The 23,359-nt window shown below is 44.3% G+C and carries 21 protein-coding genes and 1 pseudogene; 3 read left to right on the top strand and 19 right to left on the bottom strand.

Annotation, left to right across the window (positions count from 1 at the left end; all coding sequences use genetic code 11):
* Window positions 1–117: 117 nt before the first annotated feature.
* The 3 genes from QP775_RS05590 to QP775_RS05600 form a co-directional block, all read right to left on the bottom strand.
* On the bottom strand, window positions 118–2,028 hold the full coding sequence (locus QP775_RS05590) for a M56 family metallopeptidase (protein WP_285104322.1): 1,911 nt from the start codon (window positions 2,026–2,028) through the stop codon (window positions 118–120).
* Window positions 2,028–2,438 (bottom strand): BlaI/MecI/CopY family transcriptional regulator, encoded by a 411-nt coding sequence (locus QP775_RS05595; RefSeq protein WP_285104324.1) that lies wholly within the window; start codon window positions 2,436–2,438, stop codon window positions 2,028–2,030. Before QP775_RS05595 ends, QP775_RS05590 begins: the two co-directional genes overlap by 1 nt.
* A gap of 206 nt (window positions 2,439–2,644) precedes the next feature.
* Window positions 2,645–3,382 carry a hypothetical protein gene (locus QP775_RS05600; RefSeq protein WP_285104326.1) on the bottom strand — a complete coding sequence of 246 codons (738 nt, stop codon included), beginning with the start codon at window positions 3,380–3,382 and terminating at the stop codon, window positions 2,645–2,647.
* Window positions 3,383–3,790: 408 nt separating this feature from the next.
* On the opposite strand from QP775_RS05600, the gene QP775_RS05605 reads away from it, so the two are divergent.
* Window positions 3,791–4,345 (top strand): SMI1/KNR4 family protein, encoded by a 555-nt coding sequence (locus tag QP775_RS05605; protein ID WP_285104328.1) that lies wholly within the window; start codon window positions 3,791–3,793, stop codon window positions 4,343–4,345.
* Window positions 4,346–4,472: 127 nt separating this feature from the next.
* Here the strand turns inward: QP775_RS05605 and QP775_RS05610 are convergent, their stop codons facing one another.
* The 14 genes and pseudogenes from QP775_RS05610 to QP775_RS05675 form a co-directional block, all read right to left on the bottom strand.
* A complete protein-coding gene (locus tag QP775_RS05610) occupies window positions 4,473–4,916 on the bottom strand; it encodes a DMP19 family protein (RefSeq protein ID WP_285105725.1) in 444 nt (147 codons plus the stop codon).
* A 127-nt stretch (window positions 4,917–5,043) separates the two neighbouring features.
* Window positions 5,044–6,711: a DUF6138 family protein gene (locus QP775_RS05615; RefSeq protein ID WP_239327904.1), complete on the bottom strand. Its 1,668-nt coding sequence runs from the start codon at window positions 6,709–6,711 to the stop codon at window positions 5,044–5,046.
* A gap of 84 nt (window positions 6,712–6,795) precedes the next feature.
* Window positions 6,796–7,503, bottom strand: a complete 708-nt coding sequence (locus QP775_RS05620; protein ID WP_239327905.1) for a DUF4274 domain-containing protein — start codon at window positions 7,501–7,503, stop codon at window positions 6,796–6,798.
* 47 nt (window positions 7,504–7,550) lie between these two features.
* Window positions 7,551–8,843 carry a DUF1963 domain-containing protein gene (locus QP775_RS05625; protein WP_285104331.1) on the bottom strand — a complete coding sequence of 431 codons (1,293 nt, stop codon included), beginning with the start codon at window positions 8,841–8,843 and terminating at the stop codon, window positions 7,551–7,553.
* Window positions 8,844–8,873: 30 nt separating this feature from the next.
* Window positions 8,874–9,218, bottom strand: a complete 345-nt coding sequence (locus QP775_RS05630; protein WP_285104333.1) for a hypothetical protein — start codon at window positions 9,216–9,218, stop codon at window positions 8,874–8,876.
* 92 nt (window positions 9,219–9,310) lie between these two features.
* Window positions 9,311–9,985: a hypothetical protein gene (locus tag QP775_RS05635; RefSeq protein WP_285104335.1), complete on the bottom strand. Its 675-nt coding sequence runs from the start codon at window positions 9,983–9,985 to the stop codon at window positions 9,311–9,313.
* Between the two features lie 131 nt (window positions 9,986–10,116).
* A pseudogene (locus QP775_RS05640) lies at window positions 10,117–10,913 on the bottom strand (hypothetical protein).
* Window positions 10,914–10,996: 83 nt separating this feature from the next.
* On the bottom strand, window positions 10,997–11,848 hold the full coding sequence (locus QP775_RS05645; protein ID WP_285104336.1) for a metallophosphoesterase family protein: 852 nt from the start codon (window positions 11,846–11,848) through the stop codon (window positions 10,997–10,999).
* Between the two features lie 176 nt (window positions 11,849–12,024).
* Window positions 12,025–13,341, bottom strand: coding sequence for a WD40 repeat domain-containing protein (locus QP775_RS05650; RefSeq protein WP_285104338.1), 1,317 nt, complete (start codon window positions 13,339–13,341; stop codon window positions 12,025–12,027).
* A gap of 339 nt (window positions 13,342–13,680) precedes the next feature.
* Window positions 13,681–14,433 (bottom strand): class I SAM-dependent methyltransferase, encoded by a 753-nt coding sequence (locus QP775_RS05655; RefSeq protein WP_285104340.1) that lies wholly within the window; start codon window positions 14,431–14,433, stop codon window positions 13,681–13,683.
* A 183-nt stretch (window positions 14,434–14,616) separates the two neighbouring features.
* Entirely contained in the window at window positions 14,617–14,937 is a 321-nt protein-coding gene (trxA, locus tag QP775_RS05660) for a thioredoxin (RefSeq protein WP_239327912.1), read from the bottom strand.
* A 168-nt stretch (window positions 14,938–15,105) separates the two neighbouring features.
* Window positions 15,106–16,026, bottom strand: coding sequence for an NAD(P)/FAD-dependent oxidoreductase (locus QP775_RS05665; protein ID WP_285104343.1), 921 nt, complete (start codon window positions 16,024–16,026; stop codon window positions 15,106–15,108).
* A 135-nt stretch (window positions 16,027–16,161) separates the two neighbouring features.
* The gene (locus QP775_RS05670) at window positions 16,162–16,548 is read right to left on the bottom strand and encodes an Rrf2 family transcriptional regulator (RefSeq protein ID WP_285104345.1); all 387 of its coding nucleotides are present in this window, start codon (window positions 16,546–16,548) and stop codon (window positions 16,162–16,164) included.
* Between the two features lie 58 nt (window positions 16,549–16,606).
* Window positions 16,607–17,635: an AraC family transcriptional regulator gene (locus QP775_RS05675; protein WP_285104347.1), complete on the bottom strand. Its 1,029-nt coding sequence runs from the start codon at window positions 17,633–17,635 to the stop codon at window positions 16,607–16,609.
* Window positions 17,636–17,783: 148 nt separating this feature from the next.
* Here QP775_RS05675 and QP775_RS05680 point away from each other — a divergent pair, with 148 nt between their 5' ends.
* Together QP775_RS05680 and QP775_RS05685 are read left to right on the top strand one after the other, a co-directional pair.
* A complete protein-coding gene (locus QP775_RS05680) occupies window positions 17,784–18,365 on the top strand; it encodes an NAD(P)H-dependent oxidoreductase (protein ID WP_239327916.1) in 582 nt (193 codons plus the stop codon).
* A gap of 645 nt (window positions 18,366–19,010) precedes the next feature.
* Entirely contained in the window at window positions 19,011–20,018 is a 1,008-nt protein-coding gene (locus QP775_RS05685; RefSeq protein ID WP_285104350.1) for an alpha/beta hydrolase family protein, read from the top strand.
* A 62-nt stretch (window positions 20,019–20,080) separates the two neighbouring features.
* Here the strand turns inward: QP775_RS05685 and QP775_RS05690 are convergent, their stop codons facing one another.
* Together QP775_RS05690 and QP775_RS05695 are read right to left on the bottom strand one after the other, a co-directional pair.
* Window positions 20,081–22,672, bottom strand: a complete 2,592-nt coding sequence (locus tag QP775_RS05690; RefSeq protein ID WP_285104352.1) for an ABC transporter permease — start codon at window positions 22,670–22,672, stop codon at window positions 20,081–20,083.
* Entirely contained in the window at window positions 22,669–23,352 is a 684-nt protein-coding gene (locus QP775_RS05695; RefSeq protein ID WP_239327919.1) for an ABC transporter ATP-binding protein, read from the bottom strand. The genes QP775_RS05690 and QP775_RS05695 overlap by 4 nt, the downstream gene beginning before the upstream one ends.
* Window positions 23,353–23,359 lie beyond the last annotated feature (7 nt).

The raw sequence follows: 23,359 nt of genomic DNA on the forward strand, positions 1-23,359 counted from the left end.
CCGTACTGAACTTGGTGAGAGATATATTAGTCCTTGTTCAAATAAAATAACCCATACAACCCTATTTTCAGGACTGTATGGGCTTATAATTCAAGACCTATATCTGGATCAAGAATATTATTTCTCTACGGCTGCTTTCAGAATTTCGATCTTCTGTTCCCTGCTCATATCCGATGAGGTTGAAATACTATATTCAAATTGGTCGGTATTCCAGAAAACATATTTTGGATATATATGCTTAGGGAAGTTATCCTCGAAGAATCCCTTTTTATCAGTTTCTCCTGTGTCTAGCATATATCTAGAAATAGTTAACGTGTCTTTCCCATTCGTGTACTCTAAACGGAGGGTTGCAGCCTCGTTCCACTCCATCTTTTTCGTATAGAGAGGTTTGCCACTCTTTTTGCCCTCGGCTCTTAGGTCATCAATGAACTTGCCCTCTGTTGCTGTTGGACCATCAATCCTTGCTTTGGAGAACGTATATCCCTTTGGAAGATTATTAGGTTCCTGCACGAGAGGCCCCTTCAAAACAGACGCATTTTTTAAATAGTCCTCGTAGGAAGTGTATTCAAGTGACACGCCTCCCCAAAAGCTAAGATCAAATCCACTATTCAAGTCCTTATATTTATGGTACATAACATAAGAAACACCTGTTTCTTTTGGCAATTCCTTCACTCTCTTAGTTTCATCCTCGATAAACTTTTTTTCCTCTCCGGTTAGAGCCTTAGCTGCTGCTGCGGCTTTTTCAAGATTTTTTTCCACTTCTTTCTTGTAAAGCGTGCGGTCTATATCCCCTTCCGGATAGATAATCTCTGGCTGACTGTTCACAGCGGCTTTGGTATCCTGTTTCAATTGAACGGAAGCTGCTTGTAGCTCACTCCCAGCATTGCTTTCCTTTGCGTTAACTAACGTCACACTGCCAAGCGCGAGTATCATCGTGATCCCCAGAATGGACAGGCGATATGATTTTTTATTAAAATGTTTGATCATTATAAGTCTCCTTTTCATTTGTTTATGCGTAGCAGATAAACCAGCAAGTCCCGGCTTATGATGGTTTCCTGAAAAATGCTCCAGCACATGGATGATCGTTTGCCCGTATGCACTGTTTTGCTGTGGACTCATCTGATCCAGCACGCATGCATCGCAGGCCATCTCCTGATCCTGTCTTGCTTTATATACGGCAAGCCATAATAGTGGATTAAACCAGTGGAGTATCAGGATGCTGTGCACGATCCAATTCACCAGTACATCTCGTCGCCTAATGTGGGCGAACTCATGCGCCAGAATATACTGAAGCTGATCCTTTTGCAGCGTAACGAGTAGACTTGGCGAAATGACGATCGCAGGCTTGCGAAAACCGACCACGGCTGGCCCAGGAATACGCTCGCTGGCTACAAACTGCACTTTGCGCTGCACGCCCAATAATTGTTTTGTCTCCTGAAACACGGATGATAAATAAGGCGTTTCAATATATCGGCCTGCACGCAGGGCTTGTTTCAAGCGAACTTGATCGAATACCGTTTTCGCGGCAAACAGCAAAACACCTACAAGCCAAACCCACATCAGCATATTTATGAAATCCAGTTGCTTGAACCCGCTCCACCAGAAATGCCTTTCCTGCACGGTTCTCGATTCATACGACGGAACTGATACTTGCACGGATCCCCTTATATGGATGCTTTTCTCTGCGTTAAAAGAATGTACTACATGAGCTGTTGGTTCGCCCATGTCCACTGATCCCTTCCACAATTTGTACCACAACGGCGAAATTTGACCTTGCTGCTGAATACCGGGCGCCATGCTCTCCAATGAAAAGACATTGTAGAGGCTAAGCGAAGACTCCGGTGCCCACGGAAGCAGTAAACGGATAGCCACAGGTAGCCACAACAAATATATCCATCTTGCTTCAAGCTTGTTTTTCAGAAGAAATTTCAGGATCAGGACAAGCAAGACCAAGATGCCGGCCATGATCGATCCACGAATTACCCAGCCAAAAACTGACATTAAACTCCCTTGTAATGTAAGACTCATCAGCTATCTCTCTCTTCTCGCTCACCGCCACTGTCATTATCATCAAATAATGCCTTCAGATCCTCGATCTCTTGCCTGTTCAGCTTTTTATCCTCCAAAAAGTTAGCCAACATCGGCTTTAATGCCCCGCCATACAGCTTTTTCATAAAGGATTTGGTTTCAGATCTCAGGTAGTCTTGCTCACTGAGAAGTGGATAAAATAATTGAGCACGTTTCGAACCCTTTTCTAACTTTGCCCCCGCCGCTTCTTTCTGTACTAGACGACTGAGAAGCGTCCTGGTTGTATTCGGGCTCCATCCCATCCGATCCGTCATGTGCTTGACGACCTCGCTGGAAGGGCAATCCGGATTTATCCACAACACGCGCATAATTTCCAGCTCAGCATCCGTAATAGGTGGTATTTGGTTCATGCATGTAACCTCCAAAGTCAATTTAATCAGACCACGTATGTAGTTATAATTAATGCTACAATTGTAGTTTGATCATGTCAATACGTTTTGTGCATCTCCTTTGTTCTCATTGCGGTTACATGCATACATAATACTTACCACTGCGGGAATGATGGTCAGCACGTGAGTTCACAAGCCACTTTTTAGGGATGTCCAATAATGAAATATTATTTCTTTATTGCTGCTTTCAATATTTCAATTTTCTGTTTCCTAGTTATATCTGATGAAGTTGAAATGCTGTAGCCAAATTTGCCGCCATCCTGCCAATAAACGTATTTTGGAAAAACTTTCGCCGGGAGGTCATCGTCAAAATATCCTTTTTTCTTACTTCCCTTTGCATCTACCGTATACTTTGAAAAGGTCAGCGTATCTGTTCCGTTTGTGTACTTAAGACTGATCGTTGCTGCCTCTTTCCAATCCAACTTTTTCGTGAAGATAGGTTTTCCACTCTTTTGACCCTCGGCTCTTAGCGCTTCAATGAACTTTCCACCTGTTGGACCTTCAATTATGGCTTTGGAAAACGTATATCCCTCTGGAAGGTTTGAAGGCTGCTGCAAAATGGATCCCTTTAAAATAGAAGCTTTTTTCAAGTAATCCTCGTAAGATGTGTATTCGTGTGTGAGCCCCCAATAGCTGATATCTAGTCCGCTATTTAACGCCTTGTATTTATAATACAAGACATATGTATCACCCGACGCTTTGACCAGTTCCTTTACTCGCTTGACCTCATTTTCGATAAACTTTTTGTCCTCCGCAGGTATTGCTTTTGATGACTTGGCTGATTTATTAACAGCGGCTTTTGGGACATTCTCGTTCGGTTTCGCTTCGGCCATCAAATTCACCGTCGAACCTAGTAATAACATACTGCTTAGTGCTGCGACTGCTACTTTTGTTGCTGTTTTCATGTTTTACTACTCCTCTCCTAATCGTTCTGCAATATTTGAACTACAGACGTAGTTATAAGTTAATACTACAACTGTAGTTTTATAATGTCAACACTATTCTTTTTTGCATTGCTTTCCAGTATTTCGCCTCCTACATGCAACACGGGTAATGCGAAAGTATCTCTCATTCCTAGTTAATTTTTTTATGTTGTATATTTCGAAATGAATATCTTGTCTAATGCAGTAGATAGATTGGAGCAAATTGTTCTGACACGGGCGGTGATCCACAGTGGACAATTATCGATATCTCCCTATATAGTAGGACATGTTGGGGTAGGATTAAGGCTGGTTTATATAACAGAATAAATTGAGATGAATCTAATATGAATACGTAATCATTCAGCAAGATTTCAAAGGAGGTATGACGGAATGAACTGGAAATCCGTATTCGAAGTGCGTTATCAAGAGCTTCCCGGAGTGACAGAACAAGAATTGGAACACGTTCTGGACAATTGGAACAAACCGTTATCCAAGGACGAAATAATAGAAATTTCGGGGAGACAACGCAATCCCTTTCCTAAGTCTGATCCCATGCATCATTTATTCCAGCCTTTTGATCCGTCAAAATGGTCCATTCCAAGAAAGCGTCTGCCTGCCACATATCTTGATCTACTTCGTTATTCCAATGGCGGCGAATTCGCAAATGGTGAGCGGCATTTTCAGTTTTTTAGCGCCGATGAGTTAAGAGTCATGCTTCTGGCTTATGAATTTCCACAATATATGCCGGGGGCGGTCTCCTTTGCCATGGATGGGTGCGGGCATCATTATGCTTGGGATATGCGCAGTGATCAGGAGCAGACCGAATATCCTATTCTCGTGACTCACTCGGGAAATCTAGGTTACGAGGACGCAGTACATATTGCGGGTACCTTTATTGAACTATGCAAGGGGACGATTTCAGTAGAAGATTTGCTATATGAGTAAGGATTTTTTAGTACGCATTAAAGACGTATTGGTCAAGCAACGAAAAGAGCCCACGTTCGATGAACGCGGACTCTTCTTTTTTAGTAATGGAAAAGCCACTTTGCAGCGGCATTCGCAATCTTCTCTTCTACGGGGTGTGGATACCTAACGTCTCCACGTAATATCGATGTGCCATTTCCGCGATATGGTCCTGGTCTTCCCAATATTGCTCATCCAGCTTATCCAGCCGTTCGATCTCTTCCTCAGTAAGGTACTTCGGAATATCCCATAGCTGTGCAAGGCGCTTGTCTCCAGACAAACGGTCGATACAGGAATATCCGGACTGAATGATTTCGAGTGCATGCACCGCTCCAATTGCTTGTAACGCTCGAATCGCATGGAGATATGCCGCTTGTCCCCAATTGCAGAAAAACTGAATAAACCCGCCGTTATAGAGGTCAGCTTCCAGCAGCCACAATGCAGCAATCTCTTGTTCCTCCGAGGTCAAAGCGTCCCAGCCGGATTCATTCTTCTTATCCACAAAGGCCATGGCAAAATTGAACCATGTGTCGCAGATATCCGTCTCTTCCATTTTATTTCCCCCATTATGTGCATATCTTCGTTTATTCATAACATCATTTATACACTTCATCATCTATAAGCAAAAAGTCGCGGCCATCCTAATTATTTATCTTTTCGCTTAAATTATTTCAAATGCGTTAACAGCGTGAGAGCGCGAGCAATTGCTCCAGCCTTTCTTTTAGCGGTGCTTTAGCTTTTCGTACCGCTCCCTCCAGCTTCTTCACGCTTCCAAAGACTCGGCACACAACCATCTCACATTGATAATTCTCTTTGTCTTTCAATGCTTCGATAAGCGCCTCGGCAAGCTCAGGGCGGTCGATAGTCAGATTTTTTACCTTTGTCCCCTCATCAATGCCTCCCAGGAGCATGGAGACGATCACTGGCATATGCTCTGCCTTGACGCCATGCGCCTCTATAAATGCCTGTGGATAGCCGTCCTGCACCATTTGATGCTCCGTATCCACCATGCCCATATAACGGGATACCAGCGGGAAATAATCCTCGCTGAATAAGCCAAGACCTAATACGGCATAAGTGCCCGGCATAGCCGATTTCTCGCTCGGCTCCACATCACCGTACCATGCGAACTCCTCCATTGCCGTATCCGCATATTCTGCAACTTTGGGGAACAACGCCGGATAGCTGAGTGCATTGGCAAAAAAACGATGCAGCTTGGACTTCGCCAGCTTTTTATACGGAAGCACATGCTTTTGGCTGCTTTTCAGCTTAAGGTTGTATTCTTTGGGAAATTCCTGCCGCAATAGATCGATGATATAATCGAGCGCTTCACCGTAAGCCGCTTCCTCTTCAGAGAGAATCCGGATGTCGATCGTCTTCGTTACGTCATTGTTGCGGGCCTCTACTTTCTCTCCCCGATAGGTGCTCGCAAATTTACCGCTGCCTATTTTCAAATAATCTGCTGCTCGCTTGGAACCCAATTGCGCCGCAAGTTCCAGATACTTCAGCCGATTATCTGGCTCGGTTAAGCCAATCTGTAGGGCTGCATAAATAAAGAACTCCAATTCTTCAGCATCTGCGGAAGAACGAATCGCTTCCTCCTTCAGCACCCATTCGTTACTATAATAACCGGTTTGGTTAAAATGCTGCGGTAAAAAGTGATCCTCTGACCAACGTTTGAAGGTATAAGTATATCGGTGGCTCCAATCCCGCTTGCGTTTCTGGTTCTCCTTCAGCTTGTCATTCAGTCTTCGGATCAATGGTTCGATCTCTTTTACTTCCTGCTTCATGAGATCAGGATTAATCAAATGGCTGGCAAAAAAGAAATAGTCATCTTGTGCGGGTTGCACAGGGGGATCAGATAACACCTTTGTTTGAATAAACTGCTCTAGTGTCTGTTTCAGTTGATTTAACTTTGGCTCATTTATGAACTGTTCGTTAAGTGATAATTTCGACTGTTCCCATTCAAACTCCAATACAACTTCAAACTTATAATCAAAAAAACGCGCTCCCAACTCCTCAGAGTGGAACAGTCGCTCTACACGATCGCACAAAGCAGGAAAGAATTCCTCAATGAGAAGTTCATCGGTTAACTCCGTGATGTATGCACCTGCTTTGACTTTATATGAATTGTCACTCCAGGATAACGGCTTGTAGTCATCGATATGAATGTTCCCCGCGGCCCAGGTAAACTTGCCTTTTCTCCATGCGATTCGAAGATAATCCTTGACCCCAGCCTGTAAACTTCTTTTATCCTTAAACTCGTTGAGCCTTTTGCTTTCTTTTGCGTAAATCGAATTAATTTCCTCCCATACATCATTCAGAAATGCTTCAACAGCTCGATTCAATGGTTTCTCCTCCTGCTCAAAACATAAATATATGTTCACCTTCTACACTGCTGTCCACCATACATGTCGACATGAAAACTGGCCTCAGTTCGCTAAGGTCTGCTCCAATCTCCCCTTCAACCCTACAGCAAGTTCCTTCCAACGCATCCCCTCTGTTGATTTCTGGAGCTTCGACTCATCCTTCTCCAGCCAGTAATCCCCTTCCAGCAGCTCGTACATGTCCAGTAGAGTGATCTCCAGGATAGCGGGATTCTGAAAGGCGGCCAACATTGGTTCCGACCCATCGTCCCAGTTGTAGCCATTCACGACAGCATGAAGCAGTACGGGAGAATCTAAGAGACGAATCTTCTTACTCATCATACTCAGAGATTCCTCATATAAAATCTCATCAACGGTCTCCTCTTCTTGCGCCGTCAACGTTAGACGAACCGCTCCCTTTGTATCAAGCAGCAGATCAGCGAGTCTGTTGTCGCCGCGAGCTGCATTCCAAGCGGTGGCTAAGATGCCCCGCGGCGAGTCGAGCTTGGCACCTGCCTCGATTAGCTTCATTATCGCATCAGGTTGCTTGAACTTGATCGCTTTTTTCAATGCCGTATCCCCAAGCTTGTCCTCCAGCTCAAGCGCAGCCCCCTGTTCAATCAATACCTCGATTGCATGAACAGGCATTCGATTCGTCAGAAACAGCATCAGCGGCGTTCTGCCCCGCTCGTCCCGTTCATTCACATCCAGTTCGGCAGCAGCCGTTCGAACGACATTGAGGTCTTTCGTCTTGCTGACTTCCTTCCAATTCACTAATAGATCCTCCCTTGTTATAAGACAGGGAATTGAGCATGTATGAATCAGCTTTGCTGATACAATGTCGCCGTCAACCTATCCTCTGTACAAATAAACATATAAAAAATGCCTTCACCATACTGGTCGAAATCCGCCCAGTCCAGTTGACCGATAAACCGCATTCTTGTGGCACAGCAAGGGCAAAGCGGATATTCGGCATCCTGTACCCAACTTGGATGCCCCCCGATTTGCGAATCCAGCTGAGTCAATGCCCAACTCGCAGCAAAGTACGGAGATTGCGGCTCGGATGCTAGGCTAAGCTTAGCTGAGGCTGCTGCAGCGCTGCTGTCCTCATCATCCAAACCAGGCAAATAATCGGGCTTCTCGTTATACTGGCTCCAAATCGGCACACCCTGATGATCGAGCTCCATGTAAATGGTGTTGAAGCATCCGCATTGCTCGCATGATGCCACTTGCAGGCGTTCTATAGACAGGCCGAGATAGGCCAAAGATGGATGAGTGGTGTCAGCATCTATGAAAACAGTCAGCTTCCTCTCGCACCATGGGCAATTCGAATTGCTCGTTTTAAGGAAATGAGCATCAGGCGTTTCTCCTGTACAATCCTGTTGTTCATCCGTTGCCCGAATCGCATAACACAAATTACTGATTAATTCGCGTCTTTCCCCATTCGATGCAAGCTCCCATCCCCCCTCTAATGCATACATGTCAGGATTGACGAATAACTGTTCCGCCCACTTTGGCGGATTCAGCCGCCATTCCTCAAACTGTCTCACAACCTCAGCGTCACCAATCCAGCTTAATATGAGCAGGAGATGATTGCGGTTATCATCGTCCCATTTCACCTGCTGCAGCAGCCGGTTACGGATCTCGGGCGGCACATCCTTAAATAAGATCGAGGAATGATACATATCACGCTCTATTAGCTTGGGCAGAACTCCTGAAATATCATCATTGCGGTAACATACGAGCGATAATAGGATTTGCTCTGCTCCATCCTCATTGCCCGCATCCAATAGCTCCACCGCATACCTCAGCATTTGACCTGCCTCTTCAGCCGTTATTGATACATATACCTGCTCTTTACTTAACGGGTAAGGAACATACTGAATCAGCGGGTCATACCGCCTCGGCTCATGCATGATCTTCAAAATGTCCACTCGGCCCGTCAAATCTTCATACAAATCCACCGTTCTCCGATGCTGTTCAATATACGCTTGCCGTTTTTGCCGTTCCTGCTCCTGATGGCAGGGCATACAGAACCCGCCTGTTTTGGCCGCCGTGGTTGGCAGAATCGTCGCGCCGCAGCCTTCCGTTTTACATGGAATCCGTTCAATCATTGCCTAAGTTACCTCCGTCACATAGAACGTTCATTTACTACATAATTTCGGAAATCTCCCTTGAAGATAGGACTCCCATAAGCTATTGATAAATTCATGATCATGATTGCTGTCGAAAGCTTTGGCAATGAGGCCAAGGTCATCAGACACATAACCAGCCAGCTCGGGATTTTGCGTGAGCCGAAACGTTTGCTTGAATGTAAACTCCCTAATATTCCTAATAATTTCATTCTCAGATGGATCTAAATCATGTACTGTTTTGTAGCTAGAGTTCCATGCCTCATCGAATGCAGAAGAATCTCTAGCATCTAATTCTGCATCCCAATCCACTTCTTTTTGGAAAACACGCTCAAAAAATCCGTCAGCACGAATCATAGTTGAGATCTCATTCGGTGTTATCAACGCAGCCTCGCCTCTTTCAACTCTTTTTTGTCACATATTATCACGCATCAACATACAACTTCCGTTCACGATCCGATATACAGCTTGTGCTCTGAAAAGGTTGCGAAATACCCTAGTCGATACAGCTCGAAATACGCGTCGAATGGGTCGCCCTTAAGTCCGTAACGGTGCCATTGCAAATAATAAGAGATCCAATAATCGCAGGCAATCGAGTAATAGGCCTCATCCAGAATTTCAATCGGTGCATCGTAATCCTTGTGCTCACTCACAACTTCAAATAGCGCCTCGTACACATGAGGATCATGTGCTTGGCGGATCGTGTTTATTTTCCCATGCGGTAGAAGCTGAACTTCTTTTATTCCTGACAGGTATGCCGCAGCATCTGCCACACCATCCAAATCTTCAAACTCATCAAGCAGCTCCTTCAGCCCTTTAATAAGCTGCTCACCATATCTTATCAGCACATCTTGAGGCACATCTCCAGTTTTGCTGTTGAAATAGCCGGGCACTGTGTCTCCGTTGAAATCCTCTGGATCTAGCAGTTCATACATCCGTTTAATCCGCTGTAAATAGGCATCTCCATCTTCAAGTGGCGCAAATGTAGCTTCTACACCTTCTCCACTAGGCATGTACATTTGAAAATATCCATATAGCTCATTATCTTCGATGACTGCATCATCGGAATCTACTTCCTCATCCATAAGACGGAGTAGATATCTTGCGTACGACTGCTTATCCATATGTACATTCTCCTTTTCGCAAGTAAGCGCAGTTTTGTAACCCAATTAATCCACGCTATCAGGATAGCTGGCCGTGTCCTTTCCAAATTTCTTCTGCGCCATCTACATGTTTAACTCATCATCGTAGAAAACTAGAGATATTCTCCGAAATAGAACTCAAGCTTCTCCGAAGAATAGCCATCCTCGCCTCTCCAGGTAGCCATTGACATAAAGTCAGTTCCCCTGCCGCGCTCTTTACGGTAATCATTCTGGGATTGCAGCAGACCAGCATATCCCCATATTTCCAGCACACAGTCTCGTTCATGCTGATTGGAAGGAAAAATATCCTTCCACCGCTTTTCCAACTGCCTCGCTGCATCCTTTTCCGTGCTGTCCTCTATGGCTTGAATCATTTGGTTCAGGATCGCCATATCCTCGTCTTTGACTTCAAGCTCCTCTTCTTTGCTGAGGAGTTCCAGATCCATCAGGCAATAGATCAGCCAATTTAAACGGACGCCCCCCATTTGATTCGTTCAAAGTTAAGCACGTTCAAATCTTCGTTAACATAATGCTCTTTCGCCATGAGCTTCCTGTCATTGCAATCACCGCAAGCACAGTAGCTTATATGTATTGCCGGGCGCTGTGCGAACGTGTGCGGCGCTAGATCATGCGTCAATGCAAAACTGGATATAGCGCTTCTCAAATACACCTTGCGCGTGGACAGACTGTGTAGAAATGCGCGGACCGCTTTTTCTTTAGTGATTTTTTGCTCGTGCAGCTCTTTTAACTTCTGGATACATTCATCGTGTGACAGAGACACCGCGTCGAACATCAGGCCCTTGCCTTTCGCATATTCAAAGTCCTCATCCGAGCAGAAGAAACCTCCCGCTCTCCAGCCACCGGCGCTCCAAAAAGCGTTCATCAAAACTTTCTTGGCTTTGGGATCCATCCTATTCCGCCTCCTATTATATGAATGGATTTTGTCTGCTCATCAGTCTAGCTATGTTTAACCACTGCAAACCTTACAGTTACCTAATCCATTTCTGCAGCGGTGAATACGAGCACACGCCCATCTGCATTGATCACCTGAGTGCCGTTGTCTAACTCTGCAATCGCCTGATCCCAATGTACGTGTCCGCAGCAGATTAGCATTGGAGGAAAAGCTTCCACCATCCGCCGCATACCTGCGTGGCCGGGAAGTCCTTGACTAGGAAAGTCGGGTCCCTGATGAAGCATGAGTACCTGAGGACCACGGTGAAGCAGCTTTTGTAACGTGTCCAAGTACTTCTCTTCTGGCATACGGTTCGGCTTGTCTGCTCTTCCGATAACGCCACCCAGTCCGGCAACGGTCATGCCACAATATGTGGCTATTTTAGGCTCGGCAAATAAATTCACGCCTGAAGCAGCCTTCAGCCAGCCTGCTCCCTCCGCCGTAAATAAATCGTGATTGCCTGCCACGCCAAGCACGGTACCGAAATGCTGATGGAAGGCCTTCCATACTGGAAGCGGATCTCCGCTCGCTCCTCTTTTAAGCGGATCGCCATATAAGTCGCCGCACAGCAGCACACCGACTCGTTCAGGATCATATTGAGGCAGGATACTTTCCAATAGCAATGCCACTATTTCAGGCAATTCCTCACCAACTAGCTTGGAGGAATGTTCCTCGCGGGTTCCATGACCTGCTATGCCCTGAAGATCAGAAGTCACGATCAAGGCATCTAACTCGGCTGGAAGTCCTAGTATTTCTCCTAGGTATATCGGCAAATAGTCGTAAGATACGCCTTGGCTCCCCGATGAGGCGGTGGTGTAGGCAAGCTGTTCGATCGGTTCCTTTGCCATACAAATTACCTTTAAGGGCGCTTGTCCTCCGGCACGTTTTTTCATCGTGGCACTCCTTATTTCGTCTTTATCCGATGGCAGATAGTATATTTCCGTCCTGATCTATGTAAAAGAATCGGCGGAAAATGGAATGAACACATTAAATCGCCGATATAACATGAATACGAAGCTTGCTTTTCGTATTATCAATGTATATTTTTTTAAATGTCATGCAAGCTAGCCTACCAACGCAGCGGCTCCTGATTTTTCCACAGCAGCCAGCGGTCTGTTTCCAGAATTGGTGCTGTTCCGATACTGTACTCGCTCTTCTCACCGCTATCCAGCCTCAGGAGATGGAGCATGCCTCCGTACGTCCCGACCGCCAGTATCTTTTCGTCAGCGCTTACCGTCATCCCAAAGATCGTACTGCCCACAAAATAACGCCAGATTTCATGTCCTTCCCCATCGATCAATTTAAGATAGCCGTAGGCATCACCTAGAATGTGTCCCTCTTTTAAAGCAGCAGCAGCATAAACCCGCATCTCCTCATTCATTTCGGGCCATTCTTCAGCAATGCCATCAGGAAATCCCTCTTCGACCTTCTTGAGTGGTACCTTAAATGTCGACCCATTATAAAAATGGCAAGCGTTGTACCACACCTCTCCATTATCCTTGGAAAAGCGGGCAAAATGCGGATAGCTGGATGTCGGTTCAAATGCAAACACTTCACCGCTTCGCATATCCTTCAGCAAATGCTCCCTGCTCTGCGATCCGTACGCCAACCACCGCCCGTCAGGGGATACGTCACCATGAACCATATCTATGATCGTGTCCTCGATTTCGAACTCTTTCAACTCTGAGAGTGCAGGATGAAGCAGCTCAGCTTCTCCACCGACACCCAGCAAATAAATTCCATATCTGCTTACGAGCAGCAAACTTCTTCCCTCGTTAAAAGGAATGACTTCCTCTATCACGCTCTCGGGGTGCTCCTCATCGGCCAAGGATTTAAAGTCTGATATTGATTCTTTAAGCTTGCGCTGTACATCCTGCCAAGAGTAAGCGGTAACTTCCTCTCCTTCTGAGTCGGCAGTCATGTTGCTGACTACCTGAATTCCCTGCTCATTAACAAGCGCAACGTAAGCGCCGTCCCGTGAGCCTCCGGCGTGGCTCACTCCGGGAACTATATCGAGGTTTTCTCCGTTCACCATGTACACGGTGCTACGTAGACCTAAACCTCCAACATGCACCAGCAAACTCCCGTCCTTCAAAAAAGCTACAGGTTTTACTGGCTGCAATTGATCCTCAAACTTCGACGTAATCGGCCAGGATGAAGGCGGTATTTCCTCACGTAATATCTTTGTTTCTCCGGCACGATTAGCCGCACGAATCATCTCGACGATCTTGGTTGCGAAGCTGCTGCGTTGATCTTCTTTCGGAGTCTCTAAATTTTCCGACCAACCCTGTTCCATGCCGATCTGTACGTATTTATTAATTTCGGAGGCGTACCGTTTTCCTTCAATCCGCCAACGCTCTGCTATTTCTTTGTTCAACCAGGCCATTAAGAACATTCTCCTTATGTAAGTTAATAGGCAAGCAGTGCTTATGCCCGTATTGGCACGATCACATGCTTTCGCGCCATGCCTTTGATTATAGATATAACTCGACAACTGCCCCATCGATGTAAGTTGATAACTGAGCTAATCCTATCTTTTCATAATACACTTGAAAGGTCTGGAAGCGACAGGTGTAAATTACCAAAAAGACTAAAGACCGCATGCTACCTTAATAGCCGATCCTATTCGAAGGATCGGCTATTAAGGTAAACAATTCAGTTATAAACGCTTATAACCACATCAAAAGGAAGTAGTAATTCATAATTCGTTTCTACGACGATAAATCTATTTATGTGATACCTTCCTACAGACAGTAATGATAGATGAAGAAAAAGTAGAAAACGGAGTTTTATCCCAGTCCGAATATTGGCTTTCGATACAGAATCCGTTGCTTGTCAACATAGACTTAAGGGTATCATTATCGGTAAACCGACAGGCAATTCGGGAAGTAGATTTCTTATGTCCCCAATCACGGAAGGTGACCCAGTGCATAATATGATTCGTGTCATCATAGGATTGCGTTCCAGATACCTTCACATGATGTCCATCCTTATCTATAAATTGCCCCCAAGTTGATTCTTCTTGGCTTGATAAGTCAGTTCCCAGCGGGTTACGTGTTTCAAAGACAAATATCCCATTAGGTTTTAAATGCGTATAAACGGTTTTGAGCAAGCAAGTTTGGTCTTCATCGCTCAGAAATGCTTGAAATGCATTTCCTGTTAAATAAATCATGGAAAAACGCTTCTCCGATTTAAATGTCCGAGCATCCCCATCAAGAAAAATGGCAGGCAGTCCTTTTGCTTTAATCCGTGCATATTCAAGCATTGTTGGAGAAATATCAACACCCGTAATATTTATACCAGACTGTGATAAAGGTATTGTTGTTAATCCTGTTCCACATGCAAGCTCTAGAACTTCTCCTGGGTTCGATTTAGCAAGCTCAATATAAAAATGATATTTGTTAATCTCACCACCAAATTCTAGATCATAATTTATCGGGTCTAGATATTCTTCGAGATTATTGTGCTCAATCATCATAGTATCACCCACCATTTATAAGTATTTTGAAAAGATATAACGATAACAGCAGCTTCTATTACGGACTCCTTATAGTGTACTATAAAGGTGCTATTGATTTCTCCTGATCTGTGACAAGTTTATCCACCTGTTGATACAAGCCGCCGATTGTGCGGGCGGCTTTCGTTTGGTGTTCTGCGTTGTTTAATTCATTTTATTTATTATGAACTGTTTTAATTTATCAATGGGAACAGCCCCAATCATTTTATCGATCGGCTCGCCATCTTTAAAAAGAATCGTAGTTGGCAGACTCATAACCCCATAATGAGAAGAAATATCCGGGTGTTCATCTACATTGACTTTCAATACCCTCACTGATTTGCGATACTCCTGATCGAAACCCTCGAGTATAGGTGCAAAAGCGCGGCAGGGCCCACACCAAGGCGCCCAAAAATTAACCAATGTAAAACCATCATTTTGCAAATCACTTTTAAAGGTTGAATCCGTAGAGTGACAAATCGTCATGTGTATCTCCCTCCATTTCAATATTATTTACACATGTAAAATAACAGCTAACGAACTTCTCTGGATCTCATCACCTCCTTTAATTAACACGTTTGAAATCGAAAGCGCGTAGGACGTATATGTTTAATTCAATTTTTATGAGATATTAAAGGCATTTTATATCCGCAATTAGACATGGGGTAAACTACTAGTAAAATACTCTTCCGTCAAATCCAAATTCACACTCATAGCCGTTTGGCTGCCGTCTGCTGCAGCAAAAACCACTTGGGAGGGAGCTACGTAAGAAGTATCTCCAGCGATATATAATCCAGGTATTGCGGACCTCCCCTTTCCGTCCGTTTTTATCCCACCCGCGGCTAACATTTCACAGCCCAATCGTTCTGCAAACGGGGCGCTTTGCACAAAGGTAGGAGTCACAAAGCCACCAGCTCTTGGAATTTGAGTGCCGTCTGCAAAGCAAACATGTTCAAGCCGCCCATTCTGGCCGATGAAAGCTGCAATCGCTTGCTCCATGACCACAATCCCTTTTGATTGAAGCTGCTGTTTGTGCTTATCCGTCAGAGAAGCCTTTCCGTTCGTACAGACAACCAAATCCTTGCTCCAATTGAGCAGCAATTTGGCCATATGAAACAGGTTTGAAAATTCAGAAACAACAACAAGCGCTTGATCTTGGAGTTCCCATCCGTCGCAATAGGGACAATTGAACAAGCTCTTCCCGTAAAGCGGATAAAAGCCTTCAATCTCTGGATATATCTCCTTTACACCTGTAGCCAAGATTAGCTTTCGTGCTTGCAGACGGTGGCCAACAGAATCAACTAACTCAAACCCGAATGGGGTAGTGTCAACGGACACAACTTCGGATTGCAGATGATCCACTAACGGATAACACTTTACCTCCTCAAGCGCAATTCTGCGAAACTCGGCTGGCGTTACGCCGTCCCTCGTAATAAAGCCGTGAGACGCATGTGTAACAGCATTTCTGGGTTGATTGTTGTCCATAATAGCCACCTTTCTCCTTGCTCTTCCAAGGATGAGGGCTGCATTCAACCCGGCTGGTCCACCACCAATAATGGCGCAATCGTAAATCATATACACAACCCCCTTATATAGATATTACAGACTTATTATATCTTTAATTGAATTAAAAAAATCTTGTACTACGCAGCAGTGTGCAACCGACTATACCTCCTTTCCGCATAAAATAACGTAAGCTTAAACTTTCGCTTACTTTTGAATCAGATCTGTTAACTTTGTATTTTTAAGATGGCTTTCCATCTTCTCTTCCGCTTCCTTCATTACAGCTTGAATCGTGCATTCGTCGCCGTGGACAAAGTCACATTCAAATAAAGATGCGTTGCCCTCGATCGCATGGATTATATCCAAAAACGTAATATCGTCTTTCTTGCGAGATAAGCGGTAACCTCCGTTGACCCCAGATACGGACTCGATCATCCCTGCTTTCACAAGCCTTGTTAAAATTTTGGATAAATAGGTTGGTGAAACACCTTGTAATTCTGCTAACTGCTGAACACCTATCGGCTTAACCTGAGAAGCCTCATTAAGCGCAAGCATGGTGTGCAAAGCGTAATTGGTTGCTTTAGTAAATTTCACGGTTACACCTCATTTAAAGACTTATTGTATCTATAATATCTCCGAATTCGATTAGGTGTCAAGTTATACTCTTTTTATCTAGTACACGTATTTGGTTACGATATTGTCCTGGTGTTAAACCCGTCCACTTCTTAAAAGCGCTTTGAAATGCACTTGGCTCCGAAAAATGCAGCAAATAGGCGATATCGCCAATGGAATACTCTCTTTTTTGCAAATAACTCATGGCCAGTTCCTTGCGTACCTGTACAGATAACTCATTATAGGATGTTTGCTCAGCCTTTAGTTTATTTTGGAGTGTTCTAATGCTTATTGTGAAATATTCCGCTGCTTGCTGCAAGGTCGGAAAAAAGGAAGGAACACTTTCTTTCATCCACAGAACTACCCGATCTGAAAACAGACTTGACTGGGTCAGCTCATCTTTGGTTTCTCGCGCCATTTTCTCAAAAACACCCAGCAGTTTTGAGTCAGAGTACAGAATCGGATAATTCAGCACGTCCTTACTCATGCGCAGAACATTATCTTTCCCGCCAAAACATGGTTCTTTGCCGAATACCTCCATATAGGGTCGTAAATCTGCCGACGCCTCATGTACAAACCGAATTTCATGCAACAGGATGTGTTGGTTACTAAGCTTGTTGATCAAATGATACAGCGAACTCGCCATCTCTTCTACGACATGACGCGAAATGTGACCGGGAAGCTGTAAAGAAAAAAAGATAAGGACATCATCGCCCTCCATTTCCCATTTCAAAGTGAAAACGCTGCATAGAATCACATTGTATCTCTGATAAGCACTCAGTGCATCAACTACGGTTTTCGAGTGAAGGATCACATAACCGAGAATGCCCATATCGGCAAGCTCTATGATTTGTCCTTGGTGCAAGCCAAAATGATTGTCCTGCGTGTAATTTGCGGCAGCAATCATCAATCGCTCCAATTCCTCTTCAGAAATACGAGCCTCCGTATCCTGCAATAAATTGCAGTCAAATGAAGAATACCTAAAATATTCCTCTATATCAAATCCTTTATGAACAATAGACTTCATAATCGGATATACCGCTGTAATGGGAACTCCCGGGTTCTTCAATATCCACTCTCCCTTTGCGTAAATAAGCAAGTTTATTGCGCTTTTGATGATACATTTATCTTTCGATTCGTACTATTCTAATTGAAGTCATGCATTATATTATATCGCAAACCGTAAATGAATTCGTTACAACAGGAGGAAACTGGTTATGAAATCAAAAATTCTCGTTATTAATGGACACCCCGACCCACAAAGCTTTTGCGCAGCCTTGTCCGATGCCTATATGAAGGGGGCTGTGGCCAGTAAAGCTCAGGTTCGCTCTATAGAGTTGAGCAAGATCCAATTTGATCCGAACTTAAAGTTTGGATATCGAAAAAGAACGGAATTAGAGAAAGATCTGCTAGAAGCGCAAGACCTTATCCGCTGGGCGGATCACCTCGTATTTATTTATCCTACATGGTGGGGGGTAATGCCGGCTATCCTTAAAGGATTTATCGATCGGATTTTTCTCCCTGGCTTTGCTTACAAATACCGAGAAAATTCTTATGCAGTGGACAAGCTTTTAGCCGGTAAGTCATCGCGTTTGATCGTCACTGCTGATACTCCGCTCTGGTACAATAAGCTAGCATATAAAAACGCAGAATACAATGTGATGAAACGCAACATACTGAAATTTTGCGGAGTATCGCCTGTACGGGTTACTGAGTTGGGGCCGATCAGAGGATCATCAGATAAAGCGCGAGCGAAGTGGCTGGCGAAAGTGAGTCAGCTCGGGTCGCAATTAGCTTGAAACGGCAATAGTCATGTAGTTACGTTAAATAATATCTACGTAGGATTGAATTCAGATCTCAAGTGCATATTCAATAAGGAAGCGATATTGCGATCGCTTCCTTATTCTCCTTTTGCTCCCCCTTATACCACAGTTCTGGCGAATGAAAAAGGCAAGCATCATTCCTGAACGATAGATGCCTTTCGATTTTTTGAATATACTCATACCTTATGCATGAATTAAATTCGTTCGATTGTCGCCACTCTTGCAGAAGTATCACCTCCCTTTAATACCGCACATCCCCCTAACCTCATATCCAAGCGTGTTCATTTCTATGTCCTCTCTATAAAATTAAAATTAATCATTAAGACAAATACTACTTGACCTTAGGTCTGGCCTAAAGTGTATCGTTGAGGTATTCAAAGCTCAAATCTCTTTTAAAACAAAAGCTTCCATAAAGTTAAAAAGCTATTTTGACAGTAGACGCAGCACATAGTGCAAACCAAGCCACACTCAGATGTGCTTGCCTTGATGTCGTAGGGCTTAACCTACGTGCCAAGGATTTGGATGAGAACTGCTTCGTGCAGCATCTTGTGTTAAATGAATTAAAATGGAATTAAATGGTATTTAAACTAAAGTAATCAGCAAAAACGAAGGAGCCATCATATGAAACATAAAGTTACCATTTCTATATTAATCATCTTCCTGCTGGTTGGCGGTGCAGGACTTTATATTATGATGCAAAACAGCTTTAACATGGTTGAGCAAGCGGTTGAAATCCAAACGCCTCAAGGCAAACTGACCGGCACCTTAGTACTTCCAAAAAACTACACGAGTAAGCTGGGATTAGTATTGTTTATTCATGGTGACGGCCCCATTGACGCCTCTCATGATGATGGCTATAAGCCGCTATGGGAGCGGCTAGCTTCTCTTGGGTATGCTTCTTTGTCTCTTAACAAAAGAGGCATTAACGGTTCGGAAGGCAATTGGGAGCATCAAAACATACAAGACCGTGTGGAAGAAGCCCGTCAGGCTATTGCTTGGGCAAAAGAGCAGCCAATGATTGATGAGAAGCAAATTGGGGTGTGGGGAGCGAGTCAAGCGGGCTGGGTCATTCCGAGGCTTGCCAAACAGGAGACGCTTGCTTTTAGCCTACTTCTATCTCCGGCGATCAACTGGATTAGTCAAGGTCAATACAATACACGCAGTGAAATGCTGGCTGAAGGAAAATCGGAAGCAGAAATTCAAGATAAACTGGCTTATAACCAACAAGTGCGACAATTATTAGAGAAACATGCCTCCTATGAAGAGTATGTCAAAATCGCACGTGAAAATAGCTTGATGTCGAGAGACAGATGGATATTCGCCGGTAAAAATTTATTGTCAGATGCTACAGATGATCTTCGCAACTTCAACTCGCCTGTACTATTGATGCTAGGTGAAGAAGATATAAATGTCGATGTGAAGGATACAGAGCGGGTTTATCGAAATGTTGTAAAACCTGAACTGCTGCGTGTAGCTGTCTTCCCTGACGCTGATCACTCCATGCTTGCCAAGCAAACAGCGAATTCGAATTTGCGGGCAATCCTCATTAGTCTTTTTGCTCCCAGACAAATTACGATACCGGGGTATATGGATGAGATCGAGCAGTTTCTGAGGAAACTTCCTGAATAACATCATAGCCAGCCGTCGATTTGTGGTCGACGGCTGGTTGCACAAGTTTGTGAGCCTGCAATTTATATACTCTCCTGCTTAAGTGCATCAATAATGTTTTCCTTTTTTACTTTCGCGCTGGAATATAACATAGCCGCACTAACAATAACAAAAACGGCAGCAATGACAGAAAGAATGCTCATCCATGGAAACACAAACCCATAGCTGAATTTTTTAGCCAATGCCCTGTAGATCAGATACATCACTACGAAGCTAATGGGAAGCCCGAACAGCAGCGACTTCAACCCATAAAAAATGCTTTCGTAATTCATCATCTTCGCAAAGCCTTTAGGCGTCATGCCAACCGATTTCAGCATCGCAAATTCCCGCTTGCGAAGCGTTATGCTCGTCGAGATCGTATTGAAGATATTCGCGATTGAGACAGCTGAAATTAACACAATAAAGCCATACGAAAAGACAGACATGATCAAAATCCTTTGTTCTTCCATTACTCTGGACTGGTATTCATTTAAAAAGAACAGGTTAGACGCTCTGAATTCTTCGATCTCCTGCTGTGTTTTCATAGGATTTTTGCTTTTTAAAAATAATTGAGATTGAACGAATGACATACTCTTTTCGTCCATGAGTCGCTCCATGACACGTTTGGATACGATAATATCTAAGGTCCCTAATTCTGCTGAACGCATTCCCATAGGCAATTGATCCGTCATCGCAGCGATGGTTACCTTATTTAATTGCGTTTCTTTATTTGTCTCTTCGTTTATATAGCTCAAATTGAGGCTTTGACCATTTTTTGCATGAATGGCTTTCGTGTTTACAAATTTACCGGACGTCTCGTCTTTATAGTGAATCGTATCCACAACGATCGCGGCGGGATGATCTGGATTCGTCAGCTGTTCGTAATTTGCGCCGACCGCTTTGGCATAGGCTTGCAAGCTCGAATCGTTCATTGCATTAATCTTTATGCCATAAAGGTATTTCCCTTCCTTCAGTGCACTTCTATCCTGCTTAACTGCCTTCCGCAGCTCATCAGCAATTGCTGCTTCATCAAACCAGGCATTCACCATGTTCCATTCAATCACATTGTATTCGCTCACATCGTCCAGGGATGCAATCGATTGAACTGTCGAATCGTCTAATGGTTTCCAATTGCTGTACCAGATTTGAATGTCGTAATTAACACCTTCCTGTGAGAGTGCTAGAGATTGCTTTAGATTGGCGGTAAAAAAGGACACAGTTAAAAACAAAACGATACTGATAACGAGTGAAAATACGGTGGCATGGTATCTTCGCTTGTTTCGTTTAATATTTTTTAATCCAATCTCGGCTTCGATGCCGATGAACTTGCGCATGAGCTTCGACGTTTTCACGGCTTTCGGTGTAAGTTTCACATCGGCAGTTTGGCGCATTGCGTCAATCGCGGAGATTTTGGAAGCTTTTATTGCCGGGACAAATGTCGAAATGAAAATCGTCAACATCGACACAACACAGGCAATCAGGAGCGACATTGGCGTGATGATAAGTGTCAATTTTTCCGTAGTCCCCAGTGCCCCTTGGATGATGGAATTAATGAACAAGAAAGTTATCCCTATCCCAGCAAGGCCGCATAGGATCCCGATGGGGATGCTAATTAATCCGATAATGACACCTTCAAAGAACACCGAGTTCCGCTTCTGCCGCTTTGTAGCACCGACGCTTGCAAGCATCCCTAGATGACGGGAACGTTCCGAGACAGATATCGCAAACGCATTGTAGATTAACGAAATCGAGCCGATCATGATGACTGCCATAATAATGAGCGCCAAGGAAATAATCGTGCTGCTAGAGGCTTTGCTTTTTGACAAGCCATAATAGTGAAGCAAATCGTGATTATATTCGACAGAGTCGATGTCGTTCATTTTCGCCAATTGATCTGCATGGTCAAACAAAGATCGATCAATAGTTTTCAGGGCGACGGCTGCATTAACTCGATCGGTTGCCTTCATGTTGGTATCATCGATATAACTTATGATCGTATACCCAGGGGCCCACGCCGGTTCCATGACGGGACGTTTGATGAAACCTACCACTGAAAGTTCTCTGTTTGTGATTTGCTGTAAGGATTCATTCAATTTTCCATCTTCACGACGCAATAGCTCAGATTGATCCAGTGGTTTATCGCTGCCCTTTTCGAAGCGTTCACCAACTGGGAGTGTTAAATGATCACCGATTTCATATTTTACCTTTGCATTTTTCACTATGGCTTCCGAAATCACGATTTCCTTGTCCGTTTTGGGCAGCCGCCCCTTGCTCAACTGAATGGGAAATTGCGTGAAACCTTGCTCGTTGTATGCCTGAATAAACAAATAGGGCTTGGTCGAGTTGTCTGCTCCTACTAATCTGGCATAGCCCAGATCTTTGGTGATCGTGACGACTTTGGTTGCATCGTCGTTTTGAATAGCTGCGAGTTGTTCCTTGCTCACATCTTTATAAAGGACATGCCATTCTCCACCCTCTGCGATGGTCTGCCTTTGCATAAGATCCAAAAAAGAAAAGCCGAGCGTGGCCACAGCCGTCACCATGGCAACCGAAATGATGACACCGATGATCGTGACCAGCGTACGCCTCTTATTTTGCTTCAGATGTCTGATCGTGAGTCGATTGACGATGTTCATGGACGGATCACCTCGTCCTTGGCAATTCTTCCGTCTTCAATGGAAATGATCCTATCGGCCTGCAGGGCGATTTGTTCGTCGTGTGTAATCACAATCAGCGTCTGCTGATAGGTCTTATTTAGCATCTTTAATAACTCAACGATCTCACTGCTATTTTTGCTGTCCAAATTCCCAGTCGGCTCATCTGCAAGCATAATCGCAGGATTGCTAATGAGTGCTCTGCCAATCGAAACCCTTTGCTGCTGCCCGCCAGATAACTGATTAGGCAGATGGTTTAGCCGATGCTTCAGATCCAATGTCTGAACCAGCACGTCCAATTGTTTTTGATCTACCTTCTGTTTATCCAGTAGAAGCGGCAGCGTCATATTCTCTTCCACTGTCAGGACAGGAATGAGATTGAAGAACTGATAAATCAGCCCGATTTGTCTGCGCCGAAAGATGGCCAGCTGCGTTTCGTCCAAGGTATACATATCCGTATCCTCTACGAATACTTTCCCACTAGTCGGTCGATCCACACCCCCCAACATATGCAAAAGTGTCGATTTCCCCGAACCGGACGGGCCGATGATGGCGACGAATTCCCCTTTTCGTACTGAAAAAGAAATATCATCAAGCGCTTTTACCGCAGATTCGTCTTTCCCGTATTGTTTAGACAGATGTTCGATTCGTAAAATTTCCATAGTTATA

The sequence above is a fragment of the Paenibacillus sp. UMB4589-SE434 genome, from assembly GCF_030226685.1.
GTDB lineage: Bacteria > Bacillota > Bacilli > Paenibacillales > Paenibacillaceae > Paenibacillus_B.

What these genes read in the sequence shown, in the direction of transcription:
- QP775_RS05590 (WP_285104322.1), bottom strand. Translation starts at nt 2,028, where the DNA reads ATGAGTCTTACATTACAAGGGAGTTTAATGTCAGTTTTTGGCTGGGTA.
- QP775_RS05685 (WP_285104350.1), top strand. Translation starts at nt 19,011, where the DNA reads ATGAAACATAAAGTTACCATTTCTATATTAATCATCTTCCTGCTGGTT.
- QP775_RS05605 (WP_285104328.1), top strand. Translation starts at nt 3,791, where the DNA reads ATGAACTGGAAATCCGTATTCGAAGTGCGTTATCAAGAGCTTCCCGGA.
- QP775_RS05630 (WP_285104333.1), bottom strand. Translation starts at nt 9,218, where the DNA reads ATGATTCGTGCTGACGGATTTTTTGAGCGTGTTTTCCAAAAAGAAGTG.
- QP775_RS05690 (WP_285104352.1), bottom strand. Translation starts at nt 22,672, where the DNA reads ATGAACATCGTCAATCGACTCACGATCAGACATCTGAAGCAAAATAAG.
- trxA (WP_239327912.1), bottom strand. Translation starts at nt 14,937, where the DNA reads ATGACGATTTGTCACTCTACGGATTCAACCTTTAAAAGTGATTTGCAA.
- QP775_RS05650 (WP_285104338.1), bottom strand. Translation starts at nt 13,341, where the DNA reads ATGGCCTGGTTGAACAAAGAAATAGCAGAGCGTTGGCGGATTGAAGGA.
- QP775_RS05645 (WP_285104336.1), bottom strand. Translation starts at nt 11,848, where the DNA reads ATGAAAAAACGTGCCGGAGGACAAGCGCCCTTAAAGGTAATTTGTATG.
- QP775_RS05655 (WP_285104340.1), bottom strand. Translation starts at nt 14,433, where the DNA reads ATGATGATTGAGCACAATAATCTCGAAGAATATCTAGACCCGATAAAT.
- QP775_RS05665 (WP_285104343.1), bottom strand. Translation starts at nt 16,026, where the DNA reads ATGATTTACGATTGCGCCATTATTGGTGGTGGACCAGCCGGGTTGAAT.
- QP775_RS05595 (WP_285104324.1), bottom strand. Translation starts at nt 2,438, where the DNA reads ATGAACCAAATACCACCTATTACGGATGCTGAGCTGGAAATTATGCGC.
- QP775_RS05610 (WP_285105725.1), bottom strand. Translation starts at nt 4,916, where the DNA reads ATGGAAGAGACGGATATCTGCGACACATGGTTCAATTTTGCCATGGCC.
- QP775_RS05680 (WP_239327916.1), top strand. Translation starts at nt 17,784, where the DNA reads ATGAAATCAAAAATTCTCGTTATTAATGGACACCCCGACCCACAAAGC.
- QP775_RS05600 (WP_285104326.1), bottom strand. Translation starts at nt 3,382, where the DNA reads ATGAAAACAGCAACAAAAGTAGCAGTCGCAGCACTAAGCAGTATGTTA.
- QP775_RS05625 (WP_285104331.1), bottom strand. Translation starts at nt 8,843, where the DNA reads ATGATTGAACGGATTCCATGTAAAACGGAAGGCTGCGGCGCGACGATT.
- QP775_RS05695 (WP_239327919.1), bottom strand. Translation starts at nt 23,352, where the DNA reads ATGGAAATTTTACGAATCGAACATCTGTCTAAACAATACGGGAAAGAC.
- QP775_RS05635 (WP_285104335.1), bottom strand. Translation starts at nt 9,985, where the DNA reads ATGGATAAGCAGTCGTACGCAAGATATCTACTCCGTCTTATGGATGAG.